Origin of the sequence: Glacieibacterium arshaanense, from assembly GCF_004681125.1 — a bacterium.
Lineage (GTDB): Bacteria > Pseudomonadota > Alphaproteobacteria > Sphingomonadales > Sphingomonadaceae > Polymorphobacter_A > Polymorphobacter_A arshaanense.
This window is the reverse complement of sequence record NZ_SIHO01000002.1, coordinates 877974-890970: the sequence shown is the minus strand read 5'-3', so window position 1 is coordinate 890970 and position 12997 is coordinate 877974. Positions and strand designations below refer to the sequence as shown.

The window sequence follows — 12997 nt, the reverse complement described above, 5'->3', positions numbered from 1 at the left end:
CGACCATTTTCAGTCGATCAACGGGTTGGAAAGCTGCGCTGAGATTCCAACGCCACTTGCGCAAGGCACGTAGCTGCATTGCCAGTCCAACAACAGCTGGCACAAAAAAACGGGGCTGCTCTTGCGAGCAGCCCCGAATTTTTCAACCGAATGTCGGCCGGATTACTGCGGCGTGCAGGGGCCGTTCGACACCGGCGCCGGAGCACCGCTGAAGGTGATCTCGACACGACGGTTCTGCGGTTCGCGGACACCATCGGCGGTCTGAACGAGCAGGTTCGTTTCACCGAAGCCCTGCGCGGTCATTGCGCTTTCAGGAACGCCCTTGGTCGCCATGTAGGCCTTCACCGCGTCAGCACGACGCTGCGAGAGACGCAGGTTGTAGTCGGCGGTACCCGAAGTATCGGTGTAACCGGCGAGAGCAACACTGGTCTGGCCCGTTGCAGCGAACTGCTCAGCGGCGCGATCGAGGATTGCCTGTGCTTCCGGCGTGACGATCGACTTATCCCAATCGAAGAAGACGAGGAACGGTCCAGGAGTCACAGCAGCCGGCGGGCACGGGGGCGGAGGCGGCGGCGGAGGCGGCGGCGGCGGCGGCGGCGGAGCGGCTTCTTCGTAGAAGTTGTAGGTGAAGCCAATCAGCAGGCTGTTGCTGACGAAATTGTTTTCGAACAACACGCCATTGGTGCTGTAAGTCTGCACGTTCGGCGCGTTGAAGTAGCGATACTTCAGCGAGATATCGACGTGCTTGGTGACCGACTTGCGGATACCAGCCAGCAGCTGCCAAGCAATGCCGGTGTCGCTGTCATCGAGATAGTGCGCGCCATACTTGACCAGCACCAGGCCCGAGTTCTTGACCTGCGCGATACCGACACCGGCGCCAGCGAAACCGCTCCAACCGAAGTCTTCATGGCCACCGAAGTCGACCATGCCGTTCAGCATGAACGACAGAACCTCAGCGTTGCCATCGGCAGCTTCGTAGTTACCCGTCGGCGGGACGCCGATGCCTGCGTAAGGCAACTGGATCGCCGGGATCACGCCGCGAACACCAATCGACTGAACGTTCGAGTTGCGATAGCCAAGTTCGAATTCGGTGCGGATTGCGCCAAAGTCATAGCCGACGACGCCATCGACGTCATAGCCGACTTCGTAGGTGTTCCGCATGCCATTGACGGCGGTGAAGGTGCCGGCCGCGTTGGTCAAGTCGAAGTTAGTTGCATTGACGATCATCGCACCAGCATCAAGACCGGCATACCAAGCCTTGTCATGAGCTAATGCCGGACCAGCGAGTGCAGTCGTGGCAAGTGCCAGCGCTACAGCAAATTTCCGCATGTTGTACCCCTTTCGTTATTCGCGCCTCAAACGAAGCCCGGAAAAGGTCTAGCGGAGGCCATGGAAGCGTGCAAGCGGGGAAACATCGAATCCTGTTGCAACCAAACAACACTGCGGCACTAACTCACGGCAATGCGGCCCGTTTAGGCCCCCCATAAGACCAATTTTGCGCAATTCGTTGAGGATCGACAGAATTGCTGCGCGCGATGCGGCATCGGTGCCCGTGCCGCTGCGGAGGCCAGCATGTCGCTGCCGCCAAATAACAACGCGATTAATGGCCATGTAACTGACAACCAGCAGCCATCTGTTCGAACGTCAATCACGCTAGGGCCCGTCACCCCGCCGGGGAACCTGCGGCCGGCGCGACAAAGCGCCAGCAGCCTTAGTCAAATGTCGCGATATCAGTGTCACATGCTGTCTAATCGGTCGTTGAACTTGCATCGACAATCGACGCGTGCATCCGGCACTGGCTCTGCAGTCGGCTGACCATGAAGAAGGCTGAGCTACGACAAACTTGGCGGTGCATCTGGGCGGAAGCTGGCCTTGCTACAGATGACCAACCGTTGCGTTCGGCCTGCCCCAATGAATGGTAGAACCTATCGGGGGCTCAAATCCGTCATCGACTTATCCCCTCAATATGCAACTCTTGCAAAGCGCTGTTTTGTTTAGTCGATCGCAATCAGCACTATTGCGTAGCCAAATACACCAAATCGGCTCTTTATTGTCCCCTCGTAAACCGCTGGCAGGAAGCACTCGCTTGACGCCTCCACCCTCGTGTCGGCGTCGGTCTGGCGATAACGGCTCTATACGAGATGCTCGTCACAAAGCATGCAAAAATTGAAAATAACCATATACGCCAATCAGACGTCTTGCGGAATGCTTCCAGGCGAACCAGCGCATCGCATTTATCGCCGGTATGGAATAACATTCTTTATAGCAATATTGCTATGCAATTAATCACATTATTGGTACTTTTTGTGGCTCGCCATGGTTCAAATTCTCCGCCACCTCGGTGAGCAGCGCCCTGAACCATGCCAGAACCGGGTCACCATTGCGCAGATCGGACCAGACAATGGTGATGCCGATATCCGAATCGGTAAATGGCGGCGGTTTGACCAGCAAATCGAATTGGTCGGCGTAAAATTCGGCGAATCGCGCACTTAGCGTCGTCACGCAGTCGCTACTGCCGACCGCGGCCAGCGCTGCGGTGAAATACGGCGTCACCAGTGCGAAGCGCCGCCGGACGCCTACCGCAGCCAGCCGCGCATCGAGGTCCGACGCCCCGTCGCCGAGCAGCGAAATCCCGACATGCGGCCAGCGGCCATAATCGGCGAGCGTCCAGTCGTGTGCCGCCGCCGGATGGCCGCGCCGCATCACCAACGCCAGCCGGTCGAGCGCCACCGGTGCGCTCATCGCGCCGGGCGGCAGCGGCGTAGCGCTCGTCGCAAACGCCAGGTCGAGATCGCCGCGTTCGATGCGCGCGATCAAATCGGGACCATAGCTTTCAACGCGCAGGTCGATTCCCGGCGCTTCCACCGCCAGCCGCGCCAGTACCGCGGGCAGCAGCAGCACCGCATGCGTGTCGGTTGCCGCCAACCGAATCGTCCGCACAGCCACCGCCGGATCGAACGCCGCCGGCGCCAGCAGCGCGCGCACGCCGCCCAGCGTAGATTCGAGCAGCGGCAGCAGCGCCGCCGCGCGCGGCGTCAGCACATAGCCGCGGTTGCCGCGCACCAGCAGCGGGTCACCCAGCAGCGCGCGCAACCGCGCCAACGCCCGGCTCATCGCCGGCTGGCTGAGCCCGGCATCATTCGCCGCATGCGTGACGTTGCGTCGCCGTAGCAGCGTCAGCAGCGGCGGCAGCAAATTGAGGTCGACACCGGATATATTCAGTTCACGCATGTTTTTTATCATAACAATGCATTTCAAATATGGTCAAGCGGCGCCTAATTGAAGGGCTCCACCCTGTGCCGCCGCCACCCTCCCCAGTTTTGACGGCGGCACCAATCGGAGAGATGACATGCAGGAAGAAGTTCTCGTTCTCGGCTACGGCCCCGTCGGTCGCGCCACCGTTGCCGCACTGCTCGCCGGTGGCGGCAGCGTCCGTGTCGCGCAACGCAGCCGCCCGGCCGACCTGCCGCCCGGCGTCGGCTTCACGTCCTGTGACGTGCTCGACCCCGCTTCTGTCAACGCAGCGCTTGCGGGCGCCGCGCAAATCGTCGTCACCATCGGCTTGCCGTACGACGGCGCGGTGTGGCTGCGCGACTGGCCGCGCGCCATGACCAACTTGCTCGAAGGCTGCGCCGCAACCGGCGCGCGCATGGTCTTCGTCGACAATCTCTACATGTACGGCGCGCAAGACCGCCCGCTGACCGAGGACATGCCGCTGGCGGCCAAGGGCCGCAAACCTGCCGCACGCGCGGAAGTGACGCGGCTGTGGCAAGCGGCCCGCGACCGCGTCCGTGTCGCGGCGTTGCGCGCACCCGATTTCTACGGCCCCGGCGTGACGCAGTCGCACCTCGGCGACATGGCGTTCGGCGCCCTGGCGCGCGGCAAGACCGCGCAGCTCGCCGCCCCTGCCGATATGCCGCATGACTTCGCCTATGTCCCCGATATCGGCCGCGCCGTCGTCATGCTGCTCGATGCCCCCGACAGCGACTTCGGCCAGGTCTGGCATATGCCGTGCGCGCCGACGCAAACGATGCGGCAGATCCTCGCGCTTGGCGCCGGTGGCAAGCCGCGCCTGCTGTCGATCCCGTTGGCGCTGCTGCCGTTGCTCGGCCTCGCAGTGCCGATGCTGCGCGAAATGGCCGAAATGCGCTTCCAGTGGGACCGGCCCTACCATGTCGACGCGCGCCGCTTTAGCCAACGCTTCGGGCTGGTGCTGACGCCGTTCGCGATCGGTGCGGTCGAAACGGCGCGGTCGTTCGCGGGCAGCACAGCGACTGACGTGTTCGGGGCAGCGCAGGCGGCTTGAGGGCCGCCGGCGGGCAGGGGCTAGCCCCTGCACCCGAATTCCTAGGTCCTATTTCAGCAGGCTGTCGAACCAGACCTTTTGGTCGAGCACGCCGAATATGAACACGCCGCGGTGGTCGGCCTTGGCGCCGGCGTTGATAGTGGTTGCCGGTGCGCCGCCCAGCAGCGCTTGCGTCGCTTCCGGAAGCTTGCCGATATATTCGGGCGTGACCTCGTCGCTGCCGCCGATATAGGCGCGCAGCGGCGTCACGCTTTTCCAGCGATAGGCCTGGTTGTCCTGCAGCACCCGCCAATAGGGTGCGGTGCCGATAGCGCCGGCGGCGACAAACTCGGGGCGCATGAAGCCCGTCAGCTTGGGGCCGGTGGCCTTCATGAAGTCCTCCCAGCTCATCTCGCCGGCGTAGAATGCCCGCGATGCGGCGAGGTATTGCGGGTTGATCGCCGACTCGGTCAGGCCGCCCTGCTGCAGATAATATTCCTGCGCCTGCAACTGCAGCGCCGCGCAGCCCGGCAGGTAAACCGCGTCGATCGGCTGCGGATTGCCCATCCAGCGGTTGATCGTCAGATAGACATCGACCGGCGCGCTCGCGGCTGCCGCTGCGGTCACCTTGACGCCGAGCTCCTCGAGTCGCTGCAGGAACACCATCGTCCCCCAGCCGCCCTGCGACCAGCCGCTGACGAACAACTTGCCCGGCGTCACCTGCTGCGCCTTCAGTACGTCGTTCGCCGCCAACAGCATGTCATAGGCCGCCTGTTGCGTGCTGCGCTTGACGAGGTAGCTGTCGGGCAGGTCGGAAATGCCGCGCCCGAAATAGTCGGCGCCGATCACCACATAACCCTGCGCCGCGAACGCCGCGATCATGATGCGCGTTTCGGCTGAGCTGTCGGGGTTCGACGGCACCCAGCTTTTGTCGAACACCGTGCCGTGCTGGTACGACACAACCGGCAGCGTCTGCGCGCCGCGCACGCCGTTTTGCGGAATCGCCACCAGCCCCGATGCGACTGTCGGCCGGTTGCCGAGTTCGGGCACCACCGAGCGGTAGGTGACGCGATACAGCCGGACATCGTAACGCGCCGGCGCGAACTTGCCGTCAAATTCGTGCGGCACCGTCGAACTCGACATAAAATTTTGCAGCTCGGACGACAGTATCTTGTCGAGCCGCGCTTTGTCGTAGCTGCCGATCAGCTCATAGGTGACGCCCGATGAGACCGCGACGGGTTTAGCGGACGCCACCGCGTCGGCCTGCACCGCGACCGGCATCGCCAGCAGCAACATCCAGGCCAGCAAAGCGCGCAGTATCATGACAAATCCCCTCGGTTCCTGCGCGGCGTGTAAGTCATCTTGGCCGCCAAGCCCAGTGCCGCGATGGTCAGCGCCCGCCGCGCGTATAGTGCGTATCGAGCCGGTCGAGCGCCAGCAGCAGCACCAGCTTGCCCGCACGCGACGGCCAGCCGAGACTGCGTTCGGCGAGATTGACGGTAACGCGGACGCGGTCGATGGCGTCCGAGGGCGACAGGCGCTTTTCGGCCAGCAACCGGTTGTGCGCATCGGGTAAGGCGACATCACGGGCTTCGGGCCGGGGTTTGCGGGCGTGCGACATGGCTATTCTCCAACAAATTTGCGGAATGTGCGAATCAGTCCTTGCCATAACTGCACGGTTGTAGGACAGAGGCGAACCGATACGGTTCAGGAAGGCCAAGCCATGATCACCCGCATCCGCGATGTCCGCAAATCCAAGCACATGACATTGCATGAAGTTGCCGCCGCCTGCGTGCCGCCGACGACGGCGCAGACCATCGGCCGTCTCGAAACCGGCATGCGCACCGTTTCAGTCGGCTGGCTCAACCGCATTGCCGGCGCGCTCGGTGTCGAGCCGTCGGACCTGGTCACCCTGCCCGACCGCGTCGACGTGCCGCTCGCCGCAGTGCTGACCTCGCTGGGTATCAGCGCCCCCAAGCGCGAACAGGCGCTGTTGCCGCCGATGCCCGAAGGCAGCTTCGTCGGCGTACTCGTCGAAGCCGCGGTCGGTGATTATCGCACCGGCGATTCGCTGTGGCTCGAACGGCTGGGCCCCGAAGACTTCGCCACCGCCGTCAACCGCGACGTGCTGGTGCCCCGCGCTGCCGGGCGCTTCGCCTTCGGCCGCCTCGCCGGCACCGATGGCAGCATGTTGCAGATCCTGCCGCTCACGCCCGGCGCGCGACAGCTGGTCATTGCCGATGCGCCGTGGATCGGTGTTGTGCGGACGCTGATCCGCGCGCTTTGATTCGAACAGCTGCTCGCCAATCCGCGTTGTGTTGAAGTCGCGTCACGGAGTTTGACATGAAGATTACCGCCGCCGTCCTCGATACCATCGGCGCCGTCGGGCCGTTTGCCGACACGCAGCCGATGCGCATTGCCGCGCTCGACCTAGCGCCGCCGCGCGACGGCGAACTGCTGGTCAAGATCGATGCCTGCGGGCTGTGCCATTCGGATTTGTCGGTGGTCAACGGCGACCGGCCGCGTCCCATGCCGATGGCGATCGGCCATGAAGCCGCCGCCACTGTGCTGGAATCAAGCCCCGGCAGCAGCTTCGCGCCCGGCGACCGCGTCGTGCTCGCGTTCCTGCCGGCGTGCGGCAAATGCCCGACGTGTGCCAGCGGCCAGGGCTATCTGTGCGCCGCGGGTGCGGCCGCGAACGGCGCCGGCCTGCTGATGCGCGGCGGCAGTCGGCTCGAAGAAAACGGCCATGCCGTCCATCATCACATGGGCGTGTCGGCGTTCGCAACGCACGCGGTCATCGACGAACGCTCGGCGGTCAAAATCCCGTCGGACATCGCCCCCGAAATCGCCGCGCTGTTCGGCTGCGCGGTGCTGACCGGCGTCGGCGCTGTGTTCAACACCGCGGCAGTCCGCCCCGGCGAGTCGGTGGCACTCTACGGCCTCGGCGGCGTCGGGCTGGCTGCCTTGCTCGGCGCGCTGGCCGCCGGCGCGCAACCGGTCATCGCCGTCGATCCCGTCGCCGCCAAGCGCGACCTCGCGCTCGAACTCGGCGCCACCGCCGCCGTCCACCCCGATGACGCCGCCGCCACCATCGCCGCACTGACGAACGGCGGCGCCGATGTGGCAATCGAATCGGTCGGCCGCGCCAAGGTGCTGGCAGACGCCTATAAATCGACGCGCCGTGGTGGCCGCACCATCACCGTCGGGCTGCCCAACCCCGCCGAAATGCTTGAAATCCCGGCGGTTTCGCTCGTCGGTGACGGCAAGACGCTGATGGGCAGCTACATGGGCTCGTCGATCCCGTCACGCGACATCCCGCGCTACATCGCGCTTTGGCGCGCCGGTCGGCTGCCCGTCGAACGACTGCTGACCTCGACGTCGCCGCTGTCGGACATCAACCACCTGCTTGACGAGCTCGCCAGCGGGCGGGCGATCCGGCAGGTGATGCTGCCTTGACGAAGAAGGGCCTCCGGCGGGCAGGCCTGAGGCCTGCACCCATTAATTGGCGCACTACAATCGGGTGCAGGCCCCTAATTTGTTTGCAAAGACTGGCCTGCCCGCCGGAGGCCCTTCGCTTCCTGCCATGACCATCATCCCCCCGCCTTCCCAGCAAATCCAGCACCTCGACCCTGACCTGCTGCTGCGTGCCTATGGCGCCGGCATGTTCCCGATGGGCGAAACGCGGTCGTCACCCGACGTATTCTGGGTCGAGCCCAAGATTCGCGGCGTTCTGCCGTTGGACGGTTTCCACCTGCCGCGCTCGCTCGCCAAGGTCATCCGCGCCGACCGCTTCCAGGTCACTGCCGACCGCGCCTTTACCGAGGTGATGGCCGGTTGCGCGGCCGCTGCCGAAGGGCGTGAGGAAAGCTGGATCAATGCGACGATTACCGAGGCCTATACCGCGCTGTTCGAACGCGGTGCGGCGCATTCGATCGAATGCTGGCAGGACGGCGAACTGGTTGGCGGGCTGTACGGCGTCAAGATCGGCGCGGCGTTCTTCGGCGAAAGCATGTTCACCCGGGTACGCGACGCCTCGAAGGTGGCGCTGGCGCATTTGGTGGCGCGGTTGCGTTTTGGCGGCTTCACCCTGCTCGACACGCAGTTCTTGACCGAACACCTCAGCCACTTCGGCGCCAAGGCGATACCGCGTGCGGCCTACCGCGGGCTGTTGGCGTCGGCTGTCGCTGGCGCGGGGGATTTCGGCGCGCTCGACGCGCGCTTCGGGTCGCCAGAGGTTTTATCACCCGGGCCGGCGCGTGAGGCGACCACGGTGTCAGGCCCGGTCGCCGGGAAGGACATCGTGCAGCTTTTGACCCAGACGTCGTAGCGCGGGTTCTGCAGCGGGTTGAGCGACGGACTTTCGGCGAACATCCAGCCCGAATAGACGCGCTTGCGCGCCGTTGCCGACGTTACCTCGTCAATCTGCAGGAACGCGGCGGTTTGCTTCTGTTCCCATTCGGGCGTGGTTTCGCAGGCTCGCATGCGGATCAGCAGCGACCCGAACGCCAGTTGCTGCCCGGCCTTGATGGCGAACCCCTGCGATTTGCCGGTGCGCTTGTCGAGCGCCATAAGTTCAGCGACGCGTTCGTTGACCGGGGTCGGCTGCGCGACGTTGACGGCGGCCGGCGGCGCGGCGGCAGCTTTGGGTGCGGCCGTTTTGGCGGGTGCCGCAGCGGGCGTCGCAGCAGGCGCCGACACTGCCACCGCTGCCGCCAGCGCCAGAAACAGGCTCACGGTTGTGGTGCGGCGGCGGGTGCAGCAGCCGGTGCGGCGTTTTTGCTGCCGCTGTTGTTGATGACCGATCCGATCAGCCCCATCAGGTCGGTGGCGCCCTGCGTATCGGTGATTTCGTCGCCGGGGCGCAGCATGTCGGGCTCGCCGCCCGGTACCAGCGAGATATAGCTGCCGCCGAGAATACCTTCGGAGGTGATCGCCGCGCTGGTGTCGATCGGCAGCTTGAGCGTATCATCGACGCGCATCGTCACCACCGCCTGATAGGTCTTGGGGTCGAGCTTCTGCTGCGAAACCACGCCGACCTTGATGCCCGAAACGCGGATGTCGGTGCCCGGCGTGATGCCGGTGGCGTTGGGGAAGCGCGCCAGCACCGGATAGCCGGCGCGGCTGTCGGCGCTGGTGCGGCCATAGGCGAACACGACGAACCACACCGCCACGGCAATGACCAACGCGCCGATCAGCGCCTCGACGACGTTTTCGCGCAGCGTCGATATCATTTATTCGGGGCTCCACGCTTCATAATCGCCGGTTGCACGTGCACGCTGGCCGCCAACGTTCAGGCTGCCCGACGGCACATGCGCACGGCCGGTGCCGGTCAAATTGGGGTGCCACGGCTTTTCCCAGACGCGGGGCTTGAGCGGCGCTTCATCGGGCGTCGTGTCGACGGTCTTGTGCAGCCACATGTGCCATTCGGGCGGTACGCGCGTTGCTTCGGGTGCGCCGTTGTAGATCACCCAGCGCTGCTGCGGTCCCTTCAGGCCGGGCTTCGACGCGTAATAGATATTGCCCTGATCATCGCGACCGACCTCGGCACCGCGGCGCCACGTCATGAAGCGCGTGCCGTATGTCGGCCCGTTCCACCAGGTGAAAATATTGAGAAGCAAACCCATGTGCGATGCCTTGCACGAAAACCAACCAATGGCCGCCGTTAGAGCCCGAAATCTTGCCAAAGTGCAAGCACCATCACGGCGCGTGACAGGCTGCGCACTTACTTCGGCAGCTTGTAAGTCACCTTGTCGCCCGGCCGCAGCCCGATGCGCGCGGCCTCGCCGCCATTGAGTTCGAGCACAGCGCGCGCCGGCACCTGCGAGCTGATGATGTCGCGCGACATCGGCTTGGCGTTGGCGGCGATGCTGACGACCTTGCCGTCTTCGCCGATGAACACCAGGTCAAGCGGCAGCCAGGTGTTTTCCATCCAGAACGTCAGCACCCGCGACGTTGAGAACGGAAAGATCATGCCGTGGTTCGCCGGCATCGAGCGCCGGTACATCAGCCCGGTCTCCTGCGCCTGCGGCGAGGCCGCCACCTCGACGGTGTAGCGATGTTTGCCCGTCGCGGTCTGAATCGTCAGCGGCACCGTCGCCAGCCCGGTCTGCGCCACGCCGGCGTTGGGTGCGGCAGCGTCATAGGCCGCAGCAACCGTCGCCAGACCAGGCGTCAACAGCGCCAGTGCCAGCACGCCGCGCAGCACGCGCGGCGTCAACCGCTGTGTCATCACAAAGCCTCGTCGGTCGCGGGTGACGGCGTATCGGATAGCGCTACCACCAGCGGGCCTTTCTGGCCTTCGGTAATGCGCGCGTGCAGCATCTGCCCCGGCATCAGCTCGGCGAGCCCGGCGCGGCGCACAGTTTCCATATGCACGAAGATATCCGCCTCACCGTCGGGACGCGTGACAAAGCCGTAGCCCTTGAGGCGGTTGAACCATTTGACGATGACCGGCTCGCTCGGCCCGGCGTTTTCGAACAACTCGGTCGGATCGACGCGCGACGCCATGCGGTTGACTGCAGTTTCCGGGTCGGGCCCGGTCGCGGTGGTCAAGTCGAGTTCGATGATGGCGCGCGCCTGGCGCCCACGTTCGCGTTCGACAGCATAGCAGGTCACCGTCGCGCCTTCGGGCAAGGTGCGGCGACCAGCATCACGGACAACAGTGAAGTGAATCAGTACATCGCCGGAATTGTCGTCAGGAACGATGAAGCCATAGCCGCGCACCGCATCGAACCACTTGACGAACCCCCGAATTCGCAAATCGTTATCGACGTTGTCCACAGCAATTCCATCAACTATCGACGAGTCGCGCTGCACCCAAGCGTGCTCGGTCATAACCGGCTCCCACGCAACCATTACCAACTTCAAGGAAACGTTAGCACAGTGATGCTGGCGCACAATAGCTTGTTGTCGCGGGCAAAATGCCGACGGCGGGCAAGATTGGCACTGCCGCCACGCGCAAATGTCGCCTATTGTGGCCACCATCAGGGAGCGATTTCATGGAACTCAAAGGCGAATCCTACATTGCGGCGCCGCGCAGTCTGGTCTGGGCCAAGCTCAACGACCCCGATGTTCTGGCGCGCTGCATCGACGGTGTCGAAACGCTGACGCGCGTCGGTGACGATCGCTTCGAAGGCAAGATGAACGCCAAGGTCGGGCCGGTGCGCGCCACCTTCACCGGCGGCGTCAACCTGACCGAACTCGATCCGCCGAACCGCTATGTCATCGTCGGCGAAGGCAAGGGCGGCGTCGCCGGTTTCGCCAAGGGCAATGCCGAAGTCATCCTGACCCCCGTCGGCGAAGGCGATCTGGAGACCACGCGGCTGTCGTATGTCGTGACCTCGAGCGTAGGCGGCAAGCTCGCGCAGCTCGGCGCGCGGCTCATCGAAGGCACCGCCAAGGCCTATGCCGAATCGTTCTTCGAGAAGTTCAAGATCGAAGTCGAAGGCCCGCCGGCCGTCGTCGAAAGCGGCGATGCGGCTGCCGGTGAAGGGCTGGCCGTCGGCGGTGATGCCGCGCAGCTTGGTGCCGCCAACGGTGGCGCCACCCCCGTGGCACCGCAGGGCAAGGGCCTGTCGCCGTTGGTCTGGGGCGGCCTACTGGTGTTGATCGTTCTCGCGCTGCTGTTCTGGCAGATGCAGTAATGACTTCCTCGCCGCTGCTTGACGACCTCGATCCCGTCCTCGAAGCGGCACGCGGCTGGCTGCGCGCCGGCCACCGCGTCGCCATCGCCACCGTCGCCAAGACCTGGGGCTCGGCGCCGCGGCGTATCGGCGCGCATCTGGTGGTGCGCGATGACGGCCATTTCGAAGGATCGGTCAGCGGTGGTTGCGTCGAAGGCGATGTCGTCACCGAGGCGCTCGCGCTGGTGCAGGACGGTGGCTTCAAGATACTCGACTACGGCGTCGCCGATGCGCGCGCCTGGGAAGTCGGGCTGGCGTGCGGCGGCCGCATTTCGGTGCTGCTGCAAAGCATCGATGCCGCGCATTTTCCGCCCGAATTGCTCGATGAACTGGCGCGGCTGCGACAAAATGGCACAGGCGCGACGCTCGCCACCGACCTCGCCACCGGTGCCACGACTCTGGCACCCGCCGATGCGCGCCCCGGGCCGGGCAGCGACGGCGTCTTCCTCAACCGCTACGAGCCACCGCTGCGCATCGCCATCATCGGCGCCGTGCATATCGCGCAGACGCTGGTGCCGCTGGCACGGCTGATCGGTCATGCCCCCAGCGTCATCGATCCGCGCGGGCTGTTCTCCTCCGAAGCGCGCTTTGCCGGCGTCGGTGTCGATCCGCGCTGGCCCGACGAAGCACTGGCCGAATGGCAACCCAACAGCGCCAGCGCCGTCGTCGCCTTATCGCACGACCCCAAGCTCGATGACCTCGCGCTGATCGCCGCGTTGCGCTCGCCCGCCTATTTCATCGCGGCACTCGGCTCGCGGAAAAACCACGCCAACCGCCTCGAACGACTCGCCGCCGCAGGCTTCGGCGCCGAAGATCTGGCGCGCGTCCATGGCCCCGCCGGGCTCGATATCGGTGCTGCCAACCCCGCCGAAATTGCGCTGTCGATCGCGGCGCAGATGACCGCGGCGTGGCGCGGGCGGCTTTGAGTTCGAGGGCCTCCGGCGGGCAGGCCGCAGGCCTGCACCATAGGTTTGGGGCGGTGCCAGTGCGGCTGACTTTGGTGTATGTTGCGCACCCTGAAACGATC

13 protein-coding genes and 2 pseudogenes are annotated in these 12997 nt (G+C 64.8%); 6 read left to right on the top strand and 9 right to left on the bottom strand.

Annotated elements, in window-relative coordinates:
- Positions 1-162: 162 nt before the first annotated feature.
- Positions 163-1329 (bottom strand): OmpA family protein, encoded by a 1167-nt coding sequence (locus tag EUV02_RS10480; RefSeq protein ID WP_135246168.1) that lies wholly within the window; start codon positions 1327-1329, stop codon positions 163-165.
- A gap of 957 nt (positions 1330-2286) precedes the next feature.
- On the bottom strand, positions 2287-3231 hold the full coding sequence (locus EUV02_RS10475; RefSeq protein WP_135246167.1) for a LysR family transcriptional regulator: 945 nt from the start codon (positions 3229-3231) through the stop codon (positions 2287-2289).
- A 118-nt stretch (positions 3232-3349) separates the two neighbouring features.
- Between EUV02_RS10475 and EUV02_RS10470 the strand changes: the two genes are divergently transcribed.
- A complete protein-coding gene (locus EUV02_RS10470) occupies positions 3350-4306 on the top strand; it encodes an NAD-dependent epimerase/dehydratase family protein (protein ID WP_135246166.1) in 957 nt (318 codons plus the stop codon).
- A gap of 48 nt (positions 4307-4354) precedes the next feature.
- Here EUV02_RS10470 and EUV02_RS10465 read toward each other — a convergent pair whose 3' ends face one another.
- Together EUV02_RS10465 and EUV02_RS15945 are read right to left on the bottom strand one after the other, a co-directional pair.
- The gene (locus EUV02_RS10465; protein ID WP_135246165.1) at positions 4355-5608 is read right to left on the bottom strand and encodes an alpha/beta hydrolase family protein; all 1254 of its coding nucleotides are present in this window, start codon (positions 5606-5608) and stop codon (positions 4355-4357) included.
- A gap of 67 nt (positions 5609-5675) precedes the next feature.
- Positions 5676-5774, bottom strand: a pseudogene (locus tag EUV02_RS15945) (DUF6456 domain-containing protein); the annotation flags it as partial.
- A gap of 234 nt (positions 5775-6008) precedes the next feature.
- Between EUV02_RS15945 and EUV02_RS10455 the strand changes: the two are divergent.
- The 3 genes from EUV02_RS10455 to aat all read left to right on the top strand — a co-directional run bounded on the left by EUV02_RS10455 (position 6009) and on the right by aat (position 8615).
- Positions 6009-6572 carry a helix-turn-helix domain-containing protein gene (locus EUV02_RS10455; RefSeq protein WP_135246163.1) on the top strand — a complete coding sequence of 188 codons (564 nt, stop codon included), beginning with the start codon at positions 6009-6011 and terminating at the stop codon, positions 6570-6572.
- Between the two features lie 56 nt (positions 6573-6628).
- Entirely contained in the window at positions 6629-7744 is a 1116-nt protein-coding gene (locus EUV02_RS10450; protein ID WP_135246162.1) for a zinc-binding dehydrogenase, read from the top strand.
- Between the two features lie 157 nt (positions 7745-7901).
- Entirely contained in the window at positions 7902-8615 is a 714-nt protein-coding gene (gene aat / locus EUV02_RS10445; protein WP_135246489.1) for a leucyl/phenylalanyl-tRNA--protein transferase, read from the top strand.
- 35 nt (positions 8616-8650) lie between these two features.
- Here the strand turns inward: aat and EUV02_RS15940 are convergent.
- The 5 genes and pseudogenes from EUV02_RS15940 to EUV02_RS10420 all read right to left on the bottom strand — a co-directional run.
- Positions 8651-8857 (bottom strand): annotated as a pseudogene (locus tag EUV02_RS15940) (DUF2155 domain-containing protein); the annotation flags it as partial.
- A 161-nt stretch (positions 8858-9018) separates the two neighbouring features.
- Positions 9019-9519 carry an outer membrane lipid asymmetry maintenance protein MlaD gene (gene mlaD / locus EUV02_RS10435; protein WP_135246160.1) on the bottom strand — a complete coding sequence of 167 codons (501 nt, stop codon included), beginning with the start codon at positions 9517-9519 and terminating at the stop codon, positions 9019-9021.
- Positions 9520-9912 carry an NADH:ubiquinone oxidoreductase subunit NDUFA12 gene (locus EUV02_RS10430; RefSeq protein ID WP_135246159.1) on the bottom strand — a complete coding sequence of 131 codons (393 nt, stop codon included), beginning with the start codon at positions 9910-9912 and terminating at the stop codon, positions 9520-9522.
- Positions 9913-10010: 98 nt separating this feature from the next.
- Positions 10011-10517, bottom strand: a complete 507-nt coding sequence (locus EUV02_RS10425) for a DUF192 domain-containing protein (protein WP_243445859.1) — start codon at positions 10515-10517, stop codon at positions 10011-10013.
- On the bottom strand, positions 10517-11122 hold the full coding sequence (locus EUV02_RS10420) for a cold-shock protein (RefSeq protein ID WP_243445858.1): 606 nt from the start codon (positions 11120-11122) through the stop codon (positions 10517-10519). Before EUV02_RS10420 ends, EUV02_RS10425 begins: the two co-directional genes overlap by 1 nt.
- Positions 11123-11286: 164 nt before the next feature.
- On the opposite strand from EUV02_RS10420, the gene EUV02_RS10415 reads away from it, so the two are divergent.
- Positions 11287-11931, top strand: a complete 645-nt coding sequence (locus tag EUV02_RS10415) for an SRPBCC family protein (RefSeq protein ID WP_135246157.1) — start codon at positions 11287-11289, stop codon at positions 11929-11931.
- The gene (locus EUV02_RS10410) at positions 11931-12896 is read left to right on the top strand and encodes an XdhC family protein (protein ID WP_135246156.1); all 966 of its coding nucleotides are present in this window, start codon (positions 11931-11933) and stop codon (positions 12894-12896) included. Before EUV02_RS10415 ends, EUV02_RS10410 begins: the two co-directional genes overlap by 1 nt.
- Positions 12897-12997 lie beyond the last annotated feature (101 nt).

What these genes read in the sequence shown, in the direction of transcription:
- EUV02_RS10480 (WP_135246168.1), bottom strand. Translation starts at nt 1,329, where the DNA reads ATGCGGAAATTTGCTGTAGCGCTGGCACTTGCCACGACTGCACTCGCT.
- EUV02_RS10475 (WP_135246167.1), bottom strand. Translation starts at nt 3,231, where the DNA reads ATGCGTGAACTGAATATATCCGGTGTCGACCTCAATTTGCTGCCGCCG.
- EUV02_RS10470 (WP_135246166.1), top strand. Translation starts at nt 3,350, where the DNA reads ATGCAGGAAGAAGTTCTCGTTCTCGGCTACGGCCCCGTCGGTCGCGCC.
- EUV02_RS10465 (WP_135246165.1), bottom strand. Translation starts at nt 5,608, where the DNA reads ATGATACTGCGCGCTTTGCTGGCCTGGATGTTGCTGCTGGCGATGCCG.
- EUV02_RS10455 (WP_135246163.1), top strand. Translation starts at nt 6,009, where the DNA reads ATGATCACCCGCATCCGCGATGTCCGCAAATCCAAGCACATGACATTG.
- EUV02_RS10450 (WP_135246162.1), top strand. Translation starts at nt 6,629, where the DNA reads ATGAAGATTACCGCCGCCGTCCTCGATACCATCGGCGCCGTCGGGCCG.
- mlaD (WP_135246160.1), bottom strand. Translation starts at nt 9,519, where the DNA reads ATGATATCGACGCTGCGCGAAAACGTCGTCGAGGCGCTGATCGGCGCG.
- EUV02_RS10430 (WP_135246159.1), bottom strand. Translation starts at nt 9,912, where the DNA reads ATGGGTTTGCTTCTCAATATTTTCACCTGGTGGAACGGGCCGACATAC.
- EUV02_RS10425 (WP_243445859.1), bottom strand. Translation starts at nt 10,517, where the DNA reads ATGACACAGCGGTTGACGCCGCGCGTGCTGCGCGGCGTGCTGGCACTG.
- EUV02_RS10420 (WP_243445858.1), bottom strand. Translation starts at nt 11,122, where the DNA reads ATGACCGAGCACGCTTGGGTGCAGCGCGACTCGTCGATAGTTGATGGA.
- EUV02_RS10415 (WP_135246157.1), top strand. Translation starts at nt 11,287, where the DNA reads ATGGAACTCAAAGGCGAATCCTACATTGCGGCGCCGCGCAGTCTGGTC.
- EUV02_RS10410 (WP_135246156.1), top strand. Translation starts at nt 11,931, where the DNA reads ATGACTTCCTCGCCGCTGCTTGACGACCTCGATCCCGTCCTCGAAGCG.